The sequence below is a fragment of the Pantoea sp. DY-15 genome, assembly GCF_019795935.1.
GTDB lineage: Bacteria > Pseudomonadota > Gammaproteobacteria > Enterobacterales > Enterobacteriaceae > Pantoea > Pantoea leporis.
Map to the genome: position 1 here is coordinate 754,163 of NZ_JAIMIF010000002.1, position 14,692 is coordinate 768,854.

The following is a 14,692-nucleotide window of genomic DNA, read 5'->3' on the forward strand; positions in this document are numbered from 1 at the left end:
GGAACAATGAAATTATTACGTGTTGGCGAACCGGGCAAAGAGCGTCCGGCAATGCTGGATGAGCAGGGCGAACTGCGCGATTTGTCGCACTTCATTGATGATTTGGCGGGTGATGCGCTGCTGCCGTCCGCGCTGGAGAGATTGCGCCAGCTGCCGCGTAGCGAACTGCCGAAAATCAACGGTCAGCCGCGCATTGGTGCCTGTGTCGGGCAGATCGGCAAGTTTATCTGTATCGGCCTGAATTATGCCGATCACGCCGCCGAAACCGGTGCCGACATCCCGCTGGAGCCGGTGGTGTTTAGCAAATGGACCAGCGCGGTAGTCGGGCCGAACGACGCGGTGCGCATTCCGCGCGGATCGGTGAAAACCGACTGGGAAGTGGAACTGGGCGTGGTAATTGGCAAAGGCGGCAGCTACATCGCTGAAGAGGATGCGCTGTCGCATATTGCGGGCTACTGCGTGGTGAACGACGTCTCGGAACGTGAATATCAGATCGAACGCGGCGGCACATGGGACAAAGGCAAAGGCTGCGACACTTTTGGCCCGATCGGTCCCTGGCTGGTGACCGCCGATGAAATTGCCGATCCGCAGCAGCTTGATCTGTGGCTGGAGGTCGACGGCAAGCGCTATCAAAACGGCAACACCCGTACCATGATCTTCTCGGTCGCGCACATCATCAGCTATCTCAGCCGGTTTATGAGTCTGCAGCCGGGCGACATCATCTCCACCGGCACGCCGCCGGGCGTCGGCATGGGGCAGAAACCGCCGGTTTATCTGCATGCCGGACAAGTGATCCGCTTGGGCATCGCCGGGCTGGGCGAGCAGCGTCAAATCACCGAGGGCAGCGCACAATGACCAAAATTACTGCACTGCGCGTAGAAGATATCCGTTTTCCCACCTCGCAGCATCTCGATGGTTCGGATGCGATGAATCCTGACCCCGATTATTCAGCCGCTTACGTCATCATCGAGACGGATAACGCGGCGATCAGCGGTCATGGCCTGACTTTTACTATTGGGCGCGGCAATGAAATTTGCTGTGCCGCGATACGTGCACTTGAGCATCTGATTGTTGGCCGCCAGCTGGAGTCGATCACCGCCGATATGGGGCAATTCTGGCGTGATGTCACCAGCGACAGCCAGCTGCGCTGGATCGGTCCGGACAAAGGCGCAATTCATCTGGCGACCGGCGCGGTAGTCAACGCGGTTTGGGATCTGTGGGCGAAATCAGAGGAGAAGCCGCTGTGGCGGCTGGTGGCCGATATGTCGCCGCAGGAATTGGTGCGCTGCATCGATTTCCGCTATCTCACTGACTGCATCACGCCGGACGAAGCACTCGCCTTGTTGACGGCGCAGCAGGCGGGCAAAGAGGAGCGCATCCGCCAGCTGGAGCAGCACGGCTATCCTTGCTACACCACCTCGGCGGGCTGGCTTGGCTACGACGACGACAAACTGCGCCGCCTGTGCCAGCAAGCAGTCGATGCCGGCTTCTCGCACATCAAGCTGAAAGTTGGGCGTGATCTCGAAGATGATATTCGCCGCGTGCGCATTGCGCGCGAAGTGCTGGGGCCGGATCGCCAGCTGATGATTGACGCCAACCAGGTTTGGGAAGTGAATGACGCGGTGGATTGGGTGCAGCAACTGGCGTTCGCTCGTCCGTGGTTTATTGAAGAGCCCACCAGCCCGGACGATATCGAAGGACATCGCAAGATTCGTCAGGGCGTTGCGCCGGTGAAAGTGGCCACCGGCGAAATGTGCCAGAACCGCATCATCTTCAAGCAGCTGATTATGCGCGAGGCGATTGACGTGGTGCAGATCGATGCCTGTCGTCTCGGCGGCGTGAACGAAGTGCTGGCGGTGATGCTGATGGCGGCGAAATATCAGCTGCCGGTCTGTCCGCATGCTGGGGGCGTTGGCCTGTGCGAATACGTTCAGCATCTGTCGATGATCGACTTTGTTTGTATTGCCGGCAGCCATGAAGGCCGGGTCATCGAGTACGTCGATCATCTGCACGAACATTTCCTCGATCCGTGTGAAATCCGCGGCGCTGCTTATATGCCGCCGACTGCGCCTGGCTTCTCAATCGAAATGTATCCCGCTTCGCGTGAGCAATACCGCTATCACGCGCAGGGAGGCTGACGTGCGAATCGACGCTCATCAGCATTTCTGGCGCTACGACGCGGCGCACTTTCCGTGGATCGCCGATTCTATGACGCGGCTGCAACAGGATTATCTGCCCGACGATCTCGCCCCGCTGCTCGCACAACGTGATTTGCAAGGCTCGATTGCGGTGCAGGCGCGGCAGTGTGTGGCAGAGACGCAGCAGCTGTTGCAGTGGGCGCAGCAGCAACCGGCAACACAGGTGGTTGGCTGGATCGACGTCACCGCCGCGGATTTGGCGGAGCAGTTGGCGGCATTGCAGCATCCGTTACTGCGCAGCTTTCGTCATCAGGTGCAGGATGAACAGGATCCTGCTGCATGGTTGCAGCAATCGCGCGTGGCAACCGGCATCACTCAGCTGCAGCAGCGTGATTACGTGTGGGAAATGCTGGTCACCTGGCGACATCTGGCGGATGCCTCGCGCTTTGCCGCGCAGCACGATCGCCATTGGCTGGTGCTCGATCATCTGGGAAAACCGGATATTGTGCGCGGCGCTCAGGCGTGGGGCGAGCAAGTTGCGGAACTGGCCGCGATGCCGCATGTGGTCTGCAAATTGTCCGGACTCGTCACCGAAGCACCGCACGGCCAGTGGAGCAGCGCGCAGCTGCGGCCCTTTATTGATGAAGCGCTGGCGCGTTTTGGTCCGCAGCGCCTGATGTTTGGTTCAGATTGGCCAGTTTGCCTGTTGGCAGCGGAATATCACGCGGTGGCGCAGCTGATTGACTACGCGCTAGCGGAGCTGTCCGCCGACGAACAGGCCGCCATTTGGGGCAACACCGCCGCGCAGGTTTACAGCCTGACAGGAGAGAATAATGAATCTGTTTTTGCAGGATAAAGTGATTATCGTCACCGGCGGCGGATCGGGCATTGGTGCCGCCATCTCACGTCTGCTGGCGGAAGAGGGCGCAATTCCCCTTATCGTCAGCAACGCCCAGCCTGAAGAGATGTGGCTGGCCGCGCTGCGCGAACTGCAGCCGCAAACGGAAGTGCTGCTAGCCGATCTCTGTGATGAGCAGAACTGCCAGCGTGCGGTGGAAGCCGTGCAGCAGCAGTTTGGTCGCATCGACGGTTTGGTGAATAACGCCGGCGTCAACGATGGCGTCGGGCTGGAAGCGGGGCGCAGGGCGTTTATTTCCTCGCTGGAAAAGAACCTTATCCACTATTACCAGATGACGCATTTCTGCCAGCGCGCGCTGGAAAACAGCCGCGGGGCGATCGTCAACATTGCGTCCAAAACTGCGCTGAGCGGGCAAGGCGGCACCAGCGGTTACTGCGCGGCGAAAGGGGCGATTCTGTCACTGACGCGCGAATGGGCAGTATCGCTACGACATAGCGGCGTGCGGGTAAATGCCGTGGTGCCCGCCGAAGTGATGACGCCGCTTTACGAACGCTGGATCGGCACCTTTGCCGATCCGCAAACTGAACTGGAGAAAATCACCCAGCGTATTCCGCTTGGCCAACGCATGACCACGCCGCAAGAGATAGCTAACACCGTGGTGTTTTTGCTTTCGTCGCGTGCTTCGCACACCACCGGCGAGTGGTTGAGCGTCGATGGCGGCTATCTGCATCTTGATCGGGCGCTGTTATGAGTGGCGCAACTGAGCGTTATTGTCTGGCGCTGGATCTGGTGGATGAGGCCGAGAAGATCGCCGAATACCAGCGCCTGCATCAGCGCATCTGGCCGGAAGTGGCGCAGCATTTGCGCCAGCACGGCATCGTGAATATGGAGATTTACCGGCTTGGCACCCGACTTTTTATGCTGATGGAGGTGAACGATCGCTTTAACACGCAGGATTTTGTTCAGGCATCTGAACAGGACCCGCAAATTCAGCGCTGGGAAGCGCTGATGTGGCAGTTCCAACAGCCAACGCCCTGGACGCCCGAAGGGGAAAAATGGGTGGCGATGGCGCGAATATTCTCTTTGCAGGACCAATAACAACACTTACCGACCGTACCCTACGAGGATATAACCATGTCAACACAACGCGTCGAGACGCCTGAAAATATGGGCGTCAGGGGAACTATTAGCCTGCGCTGGGCGTTCATGCTGATTACCACCCTGTTTTTCATGTGGGGCGTTTCATACGGCCTGCTGGATGTGCTTAATAAACACTTTCAGGAAACATTAAACGTCACCAAAGCACAATCGGGATTATTACAGGCGGCCTATTTCGGTGCCTATTTTATCGTCGCATTACCTGCCGGTTATTTTATGCAGCGTCACGGCTATAAAGCCGGAATATTGGCGGGATTATCGCTGTATGCCATCGGCGCACTGCTGTTTGTGCCAGCGGCGATGGTCAATGATTTCTCGGTATTCCTGTTTGCGCTATTCGTGCTGGCGTGCGGGCTTGGCTGCCTTGAAACCGCCGCCAATCCGTATGCCACGGTGTTGGGCGATCCGAATGGTGCGGAACGTCGTCTCAATCTGGCGCAATCCTTTAACGGGTTAGGACAGTTTGTTGGACCGATGATCGGTGGATCGTTGTTCTTTACCCAGGCTAGCCAGGACGCGGCGCAGGACAGCGTGAAAATCACCTATGTGGTGATTGCGTGTGTGGTTATCGCGATCGCGCTGTTATTTAAACGCACCGCCTTGCCGGATATTCGTGAATCCGCCAGCCAACATATTCAGCAGCCCGGCGCTACCTTATGGCAGCAAAAACATTTTGTCGGCGGCGTGATTGCGCAGTTCTTCTATGTTGCTGCCCAGGTTGGCGTTGGCGCCTTCTTTATTAACTACGCCACCGAACACTGGCACGGCGTGACCAACCAAAGCGCGGCTTATATGCTTTCGGTCGCGATGATCTGTTTCATGCTGGGGCGTTTCTTCTCAACCTGGTTATTGGGACGAGTGAAACCGGCCGCGATGCTGGCGGCTTACGCGCTCATCAACATCGTACTTTGCGCGGTGGTTATGGTGGGCGCAGGCGATGTTTCCGTCGTTGCGCTGATCGCCATCTTCTTCTTTATGTCGACCATGTTCCCAACCATCTTTGCCATGGGCGTAAAAAATCTTGGCGAATCTACCAAACAGGCCAGCTCGTTTATGATCATGGCAATTGTCGGCGGCGCGATTATGCCCTATTTCATGGGGCTGATTTCTGACCACGTCAGTACCGCTGTGGCTTACAGCCTGCCGCTGCTGTGCTTTGTCGTGGTGCTGGCCTATGCATTGAGGCAGCGCAGACATTCATAATGCGGTGAGTGGTTTGAGGGGCGATTCTGCGAAATCGCCTTACGAGTGAACGTTAAAGTAATGCGTGCAAATGCCGATAAACGTTTCAGGCTTTTAAAAGCTGTTTTTGTACTCAATATTCGTATTAATCAGGAGAGCAAGATGGATGTATCACAAATTACATCACTGGCTACCGGCCTTGATAACATGGAACTGGCTAATAAAATAAGCACGTTAGTACTGAAGAAGACGTTAGATAATCAGCAATCGATGGCGAACGGCATTCTGGATTCGATTCCTCAGTTACCTGCAAACCCTGCAATTGGGCGCAACATTAATACCACTGCCTGAAGTCAGCATTAACGGTTTTATGGAGTGATGTCGATCGGGTATCACTCATCAAATGGTTAAGTAGTGTTGGCATGTTATTAGCGGAAGAAATTACAGGATGAAGGTGTCGATCACATATCCTGTTCGCGCAGTATTTTGCCGACATTTCCGCCCGGATGGACGTTGAGCAGCCGCTGCTGATCGAAGCCGTTACGCAGCATGATGTTACAGCACAGCGCATCGAACACCGCCAGCACCAGCATGATAGAAGTGGTAGCCAGCATATTGAGCGGGTCGATCTCCCGCTGGATATGCGTTTTCACCACCAGCGTAGCGGCGTCGGCAATCGCTGAGTCCAGGTTTTCCGTCACGCTGATGATAGCAACGCCTTTGGTTTTAAGCGTCGGCAGCAGGCGCGTCAGTTCTTCAGAATTACCGCCACGTGAAATCAGGATCATCAGGTCGTTGGTGCGCATAAAACCCAGGTCGCCGTGGGCTGCATCGGTAGCATTGAGGTACACTGCCGGTTGCTCGACGCACGCCAGCATGTGGGCGATTTTCCGCGCGGCAATGCCCGAGGTGCCAACACCGGTCACAACAATTTTACCGTGACATCCGGTAACCAGCATCAGGAGCTGATGCCAGGTTTCGGCATCAAGATTACGCTGTAACGCCAGTAATTCCTCGCTATAGGTCTGCCAGGCCTGACATGCCTGAGTAAATTCTTCTTCCGCATTCATTCGGTTTTCCCCTGCATCAGGTCTCGATATTTCATGCTGTCGTGATACATCTCGTGGAATACGCGGTATTTGCGATCGTAATACTCTTTAATTTTGTTGGTCTGAGGTGTGATGGTTTTACCAATGCGGCTCATAGCAGCCATGGCTTCCGGCAGCGAATCATAGACACCCGCTGCAACGGTGCCCATCATGGCGCTGCCGAGCAACATCGCTTCACTCTCTTCCGGCAACAGCATTGCGCAGCCTGTCGCGTTGGAATGCTCCTGCAAAAAAATCGGGTTTTTAGTGCCGCCACCACTCGCCATCATGGTATCAATGCAATAACCACTCTGGTTCATGGTTTCAATAATATGACGAGTGCCGAGCGCCAGCGCCTGAATGGTGGCGAGATAATGCAGCGCCATGTCTTCCGGCGTGCGAGACAATTTCAGGCCAGTCAACGTGCCCGTCAGTGTTGGATTGGCACGCGGTGAGCGGTTGCCGTGGAAATAGGGCAACATATGAATGTCTTTGGTCAGGAACGCGATATTTTCTGGCTCACCCGCCATCTTGCGCAAAATACCATTCAGAATTTCATAAATCGTTTTGCCGCTGTCTTTGCCCTGTTTGAGCAAATCCTGATAACACGGGTGTGACTGAATGACATGATCAATTAACGCGCCGGTAGTCGATTGTCCGCCTTCATTCAGCCAGTAATCCGGCAGAATCGCCGAATAATATGGCCCCCAGATCCCACCGATATAGCGCGCGCTACGCGACATTGCCATATGAGCAGTGGACGTCCCGCCAATCAGCGCGATGCGATTATCGAAATCCGCTGATTCGCCGGATACGCCGCTGGCACCCAGAATGCCGAGGCTACCCGCGTGGGCATCAATAATGGAGACGCTGACCGCCGTACCGGCAATCAACCCCATTTCTGCAGCGGCGCGCTGAGTTAATCCATGACCCAGCGGCTCACCCATGGTTTTTACTTCACTGCCGATTTTTGACGCGTTGTTTTCCAGCAAATCTTCCAGACCGATCTGGCGGAAATAGCTCGAGTCCCAGCGGTCTTCGTGACCGATATACGTCCATTTGCAGACGGTGGAGCACAACGAACGCGTGGTGTCCTGCGTGGCGCGCCAGGTAAGAAAATCAGGCAGGTCGAACAGATGCCCGACGTTGCTCCAGGTCGTCGGCATGTGTTGCTTCAGCCACAGCAGTTTTGGCGTCTGCATTTCTGGTGAGATGATTCCGCCGACAAATTCCAGCACGCGGTGGCCGGTGGCATTGATGCGTTCTGCCTGCGTGATAGCACGGTGATCCATCCATACAATAATGTTCTGCTCGCTTCGCCCGGACGGGCTGACGGTCAGCGGTTTACCTTCTTTATCCAGCACCACCAGCGAACAAGTGGCGTCAAAACCGATGCCTTTCACCTGAATAGGATTGATATCTGCCTGATTAACCGCGTCTTTTACGGCGTTACAGACGGACTGCCAAATCTCATCGGAAGACTGTTCGACGAAATCGGCTTTCGGGCGGTACAGCGTGATCTCACGGCTGGCCTGGCCGACCATGCGGCCGGTCATATCGAAGACGCCTGCGCGGGCGCTGCCGGTTCCTACGTCTATTCCAATAAAATATGTCGCCATGTTTTTTCCCTTCGTAAAAATCTTTCGCTTATGATTTTCTGTTTTGCAGAGCGATAAACAGGATCAGGACACAACCCCACAGCGCCATGGTCAGATAACTGCTGACGCCCATCAGGTTAAGGCCGCTCTCGAGCATTTGCAGGACGATCAACGCCAGTACCAGTCCGATGACCCGGCCAAACCCGCCGTCGGGATTAATTCCGCCAAGTACAGAAGCCAGAATGGTCACCAGCAAATAGGAGTCGCCATAGCCTGCTTTGGCCGAGTTGAATTTGGACATCATCAGCAGTGCCGCGCCCCATCCGAGGCACATACACCGCGAGGGTAACTTTGTGGGTGTTGACGCCACTGAACCGCGTGGCCTGTTCGTTGGAACCCATCAGATACAGGCTGCGTCCCAGCGTGGTATGTTCCAGTAACACCCACAACAGCAGCGCCACCAGCAGAAATAACAGCAGCGCAACCGGAATGCCGAGCAGGCTGCCGTTGCTGAGATATTGAATGGCTGCCGGGAAACCGGAAATCACAGCACCATTGGTTAGCAGAATATTCAGCCCGCCAATCAGCGTCATGGTACCGAGGGTCGCCAGAATCGGCGAAACACCGACATAGGCGATCAGTGCGCCATTGAGCGCGCCAATGAGCACGGCGACCACCAGACCCGCGAGCATCGCCAGCGCGAAATATTCTGGCTGGTTCGGGTGCGCCACCAGAATGGCCGCCATCGCCAGCGAACAGGCATTGGCTCCGGCAATGACCGAAAGATTGATACCGCCGGTGAGCATGGTGATACCCATCCCCAGCGCCAGCATGCCCAGAATCGGTAATTGAGAGGAGATCGACTGGAAATTGCCGACGCTGTAAAAACTGCCGCCCAGCGTGAACGAGAACAGCACGGCAACGGCGACGATGATCAATAACTGCAAGCGGATGATGCGATCGCCCGGAAAGAAGCGGTTTAAGGTTGTCATGTCACATTCCCTTTGCCAGTTTGCGTTTTTCATTCCACGCGGTGCTGCTGATGCTGACCAGAATGATCACGCCGCTGAAAACCTGATGCCAGTAAGATGAAATGCTCAGCAAGGTCATACCATTTTGCAGGAAGGCCAGCAGCATTACCCCCAGAATGGTGCCGGTCAGCGAGCCACGGCCGCCGGTCATACTGGTGCCGCCTAATACCACCGCTGCCAGCACCGTCAGCTCATAACCCAACAGGGAATTGGGGGCGACAGACTGGGTGATTTGCGCCTGAACCACGGCCGCTATACCCGCCAGCAATCCCATAAAACCGTATACATAAAAATGCAGTCGCAGGATGTTCAGGCCGAGACGCGACGCAGCGTCACGGTTGCTGCCCATAGCATAAATCTGGCGCCCCACGCGTGTGCGGTTCATCAACACGCCGGTGGCGATGATTACGCCCAGCAAGCTAAGCAGCGGCAGAGTCAGGCCATAGTCGTAGCCGTCGGCGGCGGTAAAAGAGAACCAATTAATACCGTTCATAAACCAGTCGGGAAAGCCGTACAACCAGGTGCCATTGGTGACATACACCAGCAGACCGTAAAACAGGTTTAACGTGGCAATGGTGATAATGATGGCCGGAACGCGCAGCCAGTACACCAGAAAACCGTTGACCAGCCCGAGCAACAACCCGCTGCCCATCGACAGGGCAAATGCCAGTGGAAAGCTACCGCCGTGATGGATGATGTAACTGGCCATCACGTACTGACCGATTGAGGTGATTGCCGGGAAGGAGATGTCGATGCCCCCGGCAATTAACACCACAAACAGACCACAGGCCAGAATGGCGAGAATGGCGTAACTGGTGGCGACGTCAGTCAGATTACCCAAGGTCATAAATTCACTGGTGCCGACGCTCAAGCCAATCACCAGCAGCAGAACCAGTAATCCCAGCCAGAACTCGTGCTGGGAAAACAGTTTCGACAGAGATTTGTTATCCATTAATCACCTCCGCAATCTGCGCTTCGCTGCTCTGGTGTGGCGCGAATTCCGCTACCAGTTCGCCTTTGCGCATCACCAGCACGCGATGACTGTTGTAATACGCTTCCGGGATTTCATCGCAAATCATCAGCACCGCCATGCCGGATTCCGCCAAATCGCGTGCGATGCGGTAAATTCCCTCTTTGTTAGCAATATCCACGCCTACAGTCGGCGAATCGAGGATCAGAATATGGGGTTGTGTTGCTACCCATTTGGCGATGGCGATACGCTGCGCGTTACCACCGGAAAGGGTTTTAACGGGTAACTGGCTATCCGAGACTTTGATGTTCAAATCGCGGATCAGGTCTCTCACCACCGCTGCGGCTTTCTGATGGTCCATTAATCCTGCGCCGGTGTGCAGCTTGTCGAAAATGGACACCAGCGTGTTGTCATAAATGGATTGCTCCATGATCAGACCCTGCGTCAGACGGTCTTCTGAAACATAAGCAATGCCGTGACGGATGGCGTCGCGGTTACTGTGGAATTGCACCACATTGCCGTTAACGCGGATTTCTCCGCTATCTGGTTGGCTCATGCCGAACAGGCTCAGACAGAGTTCCGTCCGGCCCGAACCGAGCAGGCCAATAATCGAGGTGATTTCACCCTGGCGCAGCGCCAGTGAAATATTCTGATACTGACCTTTGCGGCTTAGTTGTCTGACTTCAAGGAGTGGCATTACGTTGGCTGGCGCACGATGCGGCAGATGACTGTAGGTAAAACGTTGTCCGGTCATCAGGAATGCCAGTTCATTACTGTCGAGTTCGCTGGCCGGATAGGTGCCAACCAGTTTGCCGTCGCGCATCACGCTGATGCGATCGGCCACTTCCATCACCTCATCAAGACGGTGGCTGACAAACACCACGCAGATACCGGCGGATTTGAGCTCATTCACCACGCGCAATAGACCATTCACTTCAGTACGAGTCAGCGATGCGGTCGGTTCATCCATAATCACTAAACTGGCGTCAGCGGCGATAGCGCGGCATATGGCGACTAATTGGCGATCGGCGATCGACAGCTTTTCGACTTTACGATCCGGGTCCAGAGAAACGCCGACCCGTTGCATCGCCGCCACCGCTTTTTTGCGCATTGCCTGGCGATGCACCCAAAAATCTCCGCCCGGTAAATAACGGTGAATCGCAATATTTTCGGCAACCGACAGGTTCGGAAATAAAGACAAATCCTGATAAATAACCTGAATGCCGTAGTACGAAGAGAGCTGCGGTGTCAGAGTATGAAATAGTTTTCCGTCCAGCGTAATAGCCGCGCCTTTTTCCGGCTGATAAACACCAGAAATGACTTTAATGATGGTACTTTTGCCACAGCCATTTTGACCAGCAAGGCAATGCACTTCGCCTTTATTTAACGTCAGGCTGACATTGTCTAATGCTAGTACGCCGGGAAATTTTTTGCTGATTCTTTCAAGGCTGATAAATGCCTCATAAGGGGCAGGGGACGTATTAAGCGTATTCATCACCGATCCTTAAGCATATCCTTTGTAATTCCAGTGGGCATTGGCTGCGCAATTTAGAGCTAATCAATGGGTTATGTTTGCGCATTGGCCGCTTTGCTCTGCTGGAATTATTTAGGGTATAAATTTTCATGTCTGATTCGAGATCTAAATACGGCACAACATACAACGCCGTATTTATTTCTCTTAGCCTGGTGTGGCGCTGGAGATAATCTGTCTCCAGAAAATACCTGAATTAAAAAGCCTGATCAGAAGCCAAGTGATTTCGCATTCTCTGGTGTTACTTCCAGAATTTTATTAAAGCGAATCACTTTTTTATCCATATCCACGTCGGCTTTTCCCAGCCCTTCGATGGTCAGGTCTTTGGTGACTTCTTTACCCTGTAGCAGCTGATCAGCAACCGTTACTAAGGCATAGCCGGCATCTTTTGGATCCCACAGCAGCGCTTTCTTAATATCACCGCGCATTAAATACGGAGCAGCTTGAGCGGGCATAGCGATACCAACAACGGCGATTTTATTTTTAGCGCGTTTCTGTTGAACCGCCTGACCCGCACCAATCGGGCCGAGCGAACCGAAACCGATAATCCCTTTCAGGTCGGGATAGGTCTTCATTAAATCCAACGTGGTGGAGTACGACTTATCAATATTTTCCGCCACTGGCAGGCGAGACGTTACTTCATGCATATCCGGGTACTTTTCTTTCTGATATTTGATCGCAGCATCCGCCCACGCGTTATGCAGCGGCACAGTCAGGGATCCGACATAAATGGCGTACCCTCCTTTGCTACCCATATCTTTTGCCAGTTCATCCATATTGGCTTCAGCATATTTCTGGCTGTCGATGGTTTCGATATCCCATTGCCCAATTTGTTGGTCCGGCGATTCATGGGTTAATACGACGATGCCCTGGTCACGCGCTTTCTTTAATACTGGTTCCAATACTTTGGCATCGTTTGGCACCACGATGATGGCGTCGACTTTTTTAGCAATCAAATCTTCAATCACTTTGACCTGCTGGGCCGGGTCTGGAGTCGAGCCGCCGACTTGATAAGCGTTGACATCCAGTTTTTGCGCGGCTTCTTTCACGCCGACTTCCATACGGGTAAACCATGGAATGCCGGTGACTTTGGCGACCACAGCAATATCGTAAGGCTTAGCGGCGAAAGAGGGTGTTGTGAATAACATGCATGCTGAAACCACACATGCACTGACTAATGCGAGGTTAAATTTCATTGCGATACCTTTCTTATGATGTTTTGCAGTAGGGAGCGGACGGTTGGTATTCAATTCACACTCAGAGATTAACTGAAGGAGACACCGGTTTTCGCATGATTGTGATTAAAATGTGAACAATGCCCAAATTTGTTAAATTTTGAGCTCATTTATGTTAATAAAAAGTAAATAAATACTCTTTCCTTTCCTGAAACCTGAATTTCAGAGGTGTTTATCCAATTTTATTAACAATTTATTTTCAATTAAGAAACAAAAGAGAAATGTTTGACTGCGTCGTATCTTTCTTGCAGCGAAGAAGGCGGTGCCAGAAATTTTATTTGCACGGAATGTGAACAGCAGCGCATTCCTGGCGATTTTAAGATTCCGAAAACGACGTTTCCCGATCGACGTCATTTTCATCCTCACCAGATATGAGCCTTGTCACAAAATACGTATGACGTTTTTAGCCCTCAAAAAGTAACGCTAATAAGTGAGGGGCTGTTAAAGGCCCGTTACAGCTTGTTAATGAAATTGTTAGCGCGGATTCATGCGTCAAACGCATCAACCCATGAGTTAATTGCGCTTATATAGTTTGTTTTGCTCATCCAGTCTGCAGAAACAGGCGCTGTAAAACGCCAATAACAAACTGGAGATAACCATGCATTCCTCTGACCTACCCATGACGACTCGATCCCGATGCAGTGCGATACTGCGAGTGACCTCTGGCAACTTTCTGGAGCAATTCGATTTCTTTCTATTCGGTTTTTATGCCACTTACATCGCCCATACTTTTTTTCCGGCCAGCAGTGAATTTGCCTCGCTGATGATGACCTTCGCGGTCTTTGGCGCGGGGTTTTTAATGCGACCGGTCGGTGCAATCGTACTGGGCGCGTACATTGATAAAGTTGGCAGACGTAAAGGGCTCATTGTTACCTTGTCGATCATGGCGGCGGGAACCTTCCTGATCGTTCTCATTCCGTCTTATCAAACGATTGGGCTCTGGGCACCCTTTTTAGTGCTATGTGGTCGCTTATTGCAAGGCTTCTCAGCGGGCGCAGAGTTAGGCGGCGTATCCGTTTATCTGGCAGAAATTGCCACGCCCGGCCGTAAAGGTTTTTACACCAGCTGGCAATCTGGCAGCCAGCAAGTGGCCATTATGGTGGCAGCGGCCATGGGCTTTGCACTGAATGCGGCTATGGAAGAAAGCACCCTTCGCGAGTGGGGATGGCGTTTGCCTTTCCTGTTCGGCTGCCTGATTGTTCCGTTCATTTTTGTTCTGCGCCGTAAACTGGAAGAGACCGAAGCGTTCACTGCTCGCCGCAACCACCTGGCGATGCGTGACGTATTTAAAACGTTGTTAGCGAATTGGCAGGTTGTGATCGCCGGAATGTTGATGGTCGCCATGACCACCACCGCGTTTTATCTGATCACTGTATATGCCCCTACCTTTGGTAAAAAAGTGCTGATGCTGAGCGCTTCTGACAGCCTGCTGGTGACTCTGCTGGTGGCGATATCAAACTTCTTCTGGCTACCGGTTGGGGGTGCCCTGTCAGACCGCTATGGCCGTAAACCTGTATTGGTGACCATGGCGGTGCTAGCGCTGATTACTGCCTATCCGGCTCTTAGCCTGCTTGCTGAAGCGCCCAGCTTTTCCATGATGCTGACAGTGCTGTTGTGGCTCTCCTTCCTTTACGGTCTGTATAACGGCGCGATGATCCCGGCGTTAACAGAGATTATGCCGGTAGAGGTGCGAGTTGCAGGCTTCTCTCTGGCCTACAGTCTGGCTACGGCTATTTTCGGTGGATTTACGCCAGTCATTTCAACTGCACTGATTGAGTACACCGGCGATAAAGCTTCACCCGGCTACTGGATGAGCTTTGCTGCAGTATGTGCATTACTGGCCACCTTCTATTTATACCGTCGCAGCGCGTTATCACTTCAAACCGCTGGTTAGTTCCGGAA

General features: G+C 53.6%; 13 protein-coding genes and 1 pseudogene. 8 read left to right on the top strand and 6 right to left on the bottom strand.

Translation table 11 applies throughout. The features are described 5' to 3' along the window. Positions 1-6 precede the first annotated feature (6 nt). The 7 genes from K5Y32_RS12185 (at position 7) to K5Y32_RS12215 (ending at position 5,688) form a co-directional block, all read left to right on the top strand. A complete protein-coding gene (locus tag K5Y32_RS12185; protein ID WP_222184105.1) occupies positions 7-855 on the top strand; it encodes a fumarylacetoacetate hydrolase family protein in 849 nt (282 codons plus the stop codon). After that, complete coding sequence (locus K5Y32_RS12190; protein WP_222184107.1) at positions 852-2,138, top strand: L-fuconate dehydratase; 1,287 nt, start codon at positions 852-854, stop codon at positions 2,136-2,138. Before K5Y32_RS12185 ends, K5Y32_RS12190 begins: the two co-directional genes overlap by 4 nt. A 1-nt stretch (position 2,139) precedes the next feature. Continuing rightward, positions 2,140-2,994 carry an amidohydrolase family protein gene (locus K5Y32_RS12195; protein WP_222184109.1) on the top strand — a complete coding sequence of 285 codons (855 nt, stop codon included), beginning with the start codon at positions 2,140-2,142 and terminating at the stop codon, positions 2,992-2,994. Continuing rightward, positions 2,972-3,748 carry an SDR family oxidoreductase gene (locus K5Y32_RS12200; protein ID WP_222184110.1) on the top strand — a complete coding sequence of 259 codons (777 nt, stop codon included), beginning with the start codon at positions 2,972-2,974 and terminating at the stop codon, positions 3,746-3,748. Before K5Y32_RS12195 ends, K5Y32_RS12200 begins: the two co-directional genes overlap by 23 nt. After that, the gene (locus tag K5Y32_RS12205) at positions 3,745-4,095 is read left to right on the top strand and encodes an L-rhamnose mutarotase (RefSeq protein ID WP_222184111.1); all 351 of its coding nucleotides are present in this window, start codon (positions 3,745-3,747) and stop codon (positions 4,093-4,095) included. Before K5Y32_RS12200 ends, K5Y32_RS12205 begins: the two co-directional genes overlap by 4 nt. Positions 4,096-4,131: 36 nt before the next feature. Beyond that, positions 4,132-5,358 carry an L-fucose:H+ symporter permease gene (gene fucP, locus K5Y32_RS12210; protein ID WP_222184114.1) on the top strand — a complete coding sequence of 409 codons (1,227 nt, stop codon included), beginning with the start codon at positions 4,132-4,134 and terminating at the stop codon, positions 5,356-5,358. Positions 5,359-5,499: 141 nt separating this feature from the next. Continuing rightward, the gene (locus K5Y32_RS12215; RefSeq protein ID WP_222184327.1) at positions 5,500-5,688 is read left to right on the top strand and encodes a YjfB family protein; all 189 of its coding nucleotides are present in this window, start codon (positions 5,500-5,502) and stop codon (positions 5,686-5,688) included. Between the two features lie 110 nt (positions 5,689-5,798). On the opposite strand, the gene K5Y32_RS12220 is transcribed toward K5Y32_RS12215, so the two are convergent. The 6 genes and pseudogenes from K5Y32_RS12220 to K5Y32_RS12245 form a co-directional block, all read right to left on the bottom strand. Next, a complete protein-coding gene (locus K5Y32_RS12220) occupies positions 5,799-6,407 on the bottom strand; it encodes an SIS domain-containing protein (protein ID WP_222184115.1) in 609 nt (202 codons plus the stop codon). After that, complete coding sequence (locus K5Y32_RS12225) at positions 6,404-8,044, bottom strand: FGGY-family carbohydrate kinase (protein WP_222184117.1); 1,641 nt, start codon at positions 8,042-8,044, stop codon at positions 6,404-6,406. Before K5Y32_RS12225 ends, K5Y32_RS12220 begins: the two co-directional genes overlap by 4 nt. 28 nt (positions 8,045-8,072) lie before the next feature. After that, positions 8,073-9,015: pseudogene (locus tag K5Y32_RS12230) on the bottom strand (ABC transporter permease). Between the two features lies 1 nt (position 9,016). After that, on the bottom strand, positions 9,017-10,006 hold the full coding sequence (locus tag K5Y32_RS12235) for an ABC transporter permease (RefSeq protein WP_210080148.1): 990 nt from the start codon (positions 10,004-10,006) through the stop codon (positions 9,017-9,019). Continuing rightward, positions 9,999-11,519 carry a sugar ABC transporter ATP-binding protein gene (locus tag K5Y32_RS12240; protein ID WP_222184120.1) on the bottom strand — a complete coding sequence of 507 codons (1,521 nt, stop codon included), beginning with the start codon at positions 11,517-11,519 and terminating at the stop codon, positions 9,999-10,001. Before K5Y32_RS12240 ends, K5Y32_RS12235 begins: the two co-directional genes overlap by 8 nt. Positions 11,520-11,764: 245 nt before the next feature. Next, entirely contained in the window at positions 11,765-12,751 is a 987-nt protein-coding gene (locus K5Y32_RS12245) for an autoinducer 2 ABC transporter substrate-binding protein (RefSeq protein WP_192235288.1), read from the bottom strand. A 637-nt stretch (positions 12,752-13,388) separates the two neighbouring features. Between K5Y32_RS12245 and K5Y32_RS12250 the strand changes: the two genes are divergently transcribed. Further along, the gene (locus tag K5Y32_RS12250) at positions 13,389-14,684 is read left to right on the top strand and encodes an MFS transporter (protein WP_222184122.1); all 1,296 of its coding nucleotides are present in this window, start codon (positions 13,389-13,391) and stop codon (positions 14,682-14,684) included. The last annotated feature ends 8 nt before the right edge of the window (positions 14,685-14,692 follow it).

Coding starts and splice junctions, on each gene's coding strand:
- K5Y32_RS12185 (WP_222184105.1), top strand. CDS start 7: ATGAAATTATTACGTGTTGGCGAACCGGGCAAAGAGCGTCCGGCAATG.
- K5Y32_RS12190 (WP_222184107.1), top strand. CDS start 852: ATGACCAAAATTACTGCACTGCGCGTAGAAGATATCCGTTTTCCCACC.
- K5Y32_RS12200 (WP_222184110.1), top strand. CDS start 2,972: ATGAATCTGTTTTTGCAGGATAAAGTGATTATCGTCACCGGCGGCGGA.
- K5Y32_RS12205 (WP_222184111.1), top strand. CDS start 3,745: ATGAGTGGCGCAACTGAGCGTTATTGTCTGGCGCTGGATCTGGTGGAT.
- fucP (WP_222184114.1), top strand. CDS start 4,132: ATGTCAACACAACGCGTCGAGACGCCTGAAAATATGGGCGTCAGGGGA.
- K5Y32_RS12215 (WP_222184327.1), top strand. CDS start 5,500: ATGGATGTATCACAAATTACATCACTGGCTACCGGCCTTGATAACATG.
- K5Y32_RS12220 (WP_222184115.1), bottom strand. CDS start 6,407: ATGAATGCGGAAGAAGAATTTACTCAGGCATGTCAGGCCTGGCAGACC.
- K5Y32_RS12225 (WP_222184117.1), bottom strand. CDS start 8,044: ATGGCGACATATTTTATTGGAATAGACGTAGGAACCGGCAGCGCCCGC.
- K5Y32_RS12235 (WP_210080148.1), bottom strand. CDS start 10,006: ATGGATAACAAATCTCTGTCGAAACTGTTTTCCCAGCACGAGTTCTGG.
- K5Y32_RS12240 (WP_222184120.1), bottom strand. CDS start 11,519: ATGAATACGCTTAATACGTCCCCTGCCCCTTATGAGGCATTTATCAGC.
- K5Y32_RS12245 (WP_192235288.1), bottom strand. CDS start 12,751: ATGAAATTTAACCTCGCATTAGTCAGTGCATGTGTGGTTTCAGCATGC.
- K5Y32_RS12250 (WP_222184122.1), top strand. CDS start 13,389: ATGCATTCCTCTGACCTACCCATGACGACTCGATCCCGATGCAGTGCG.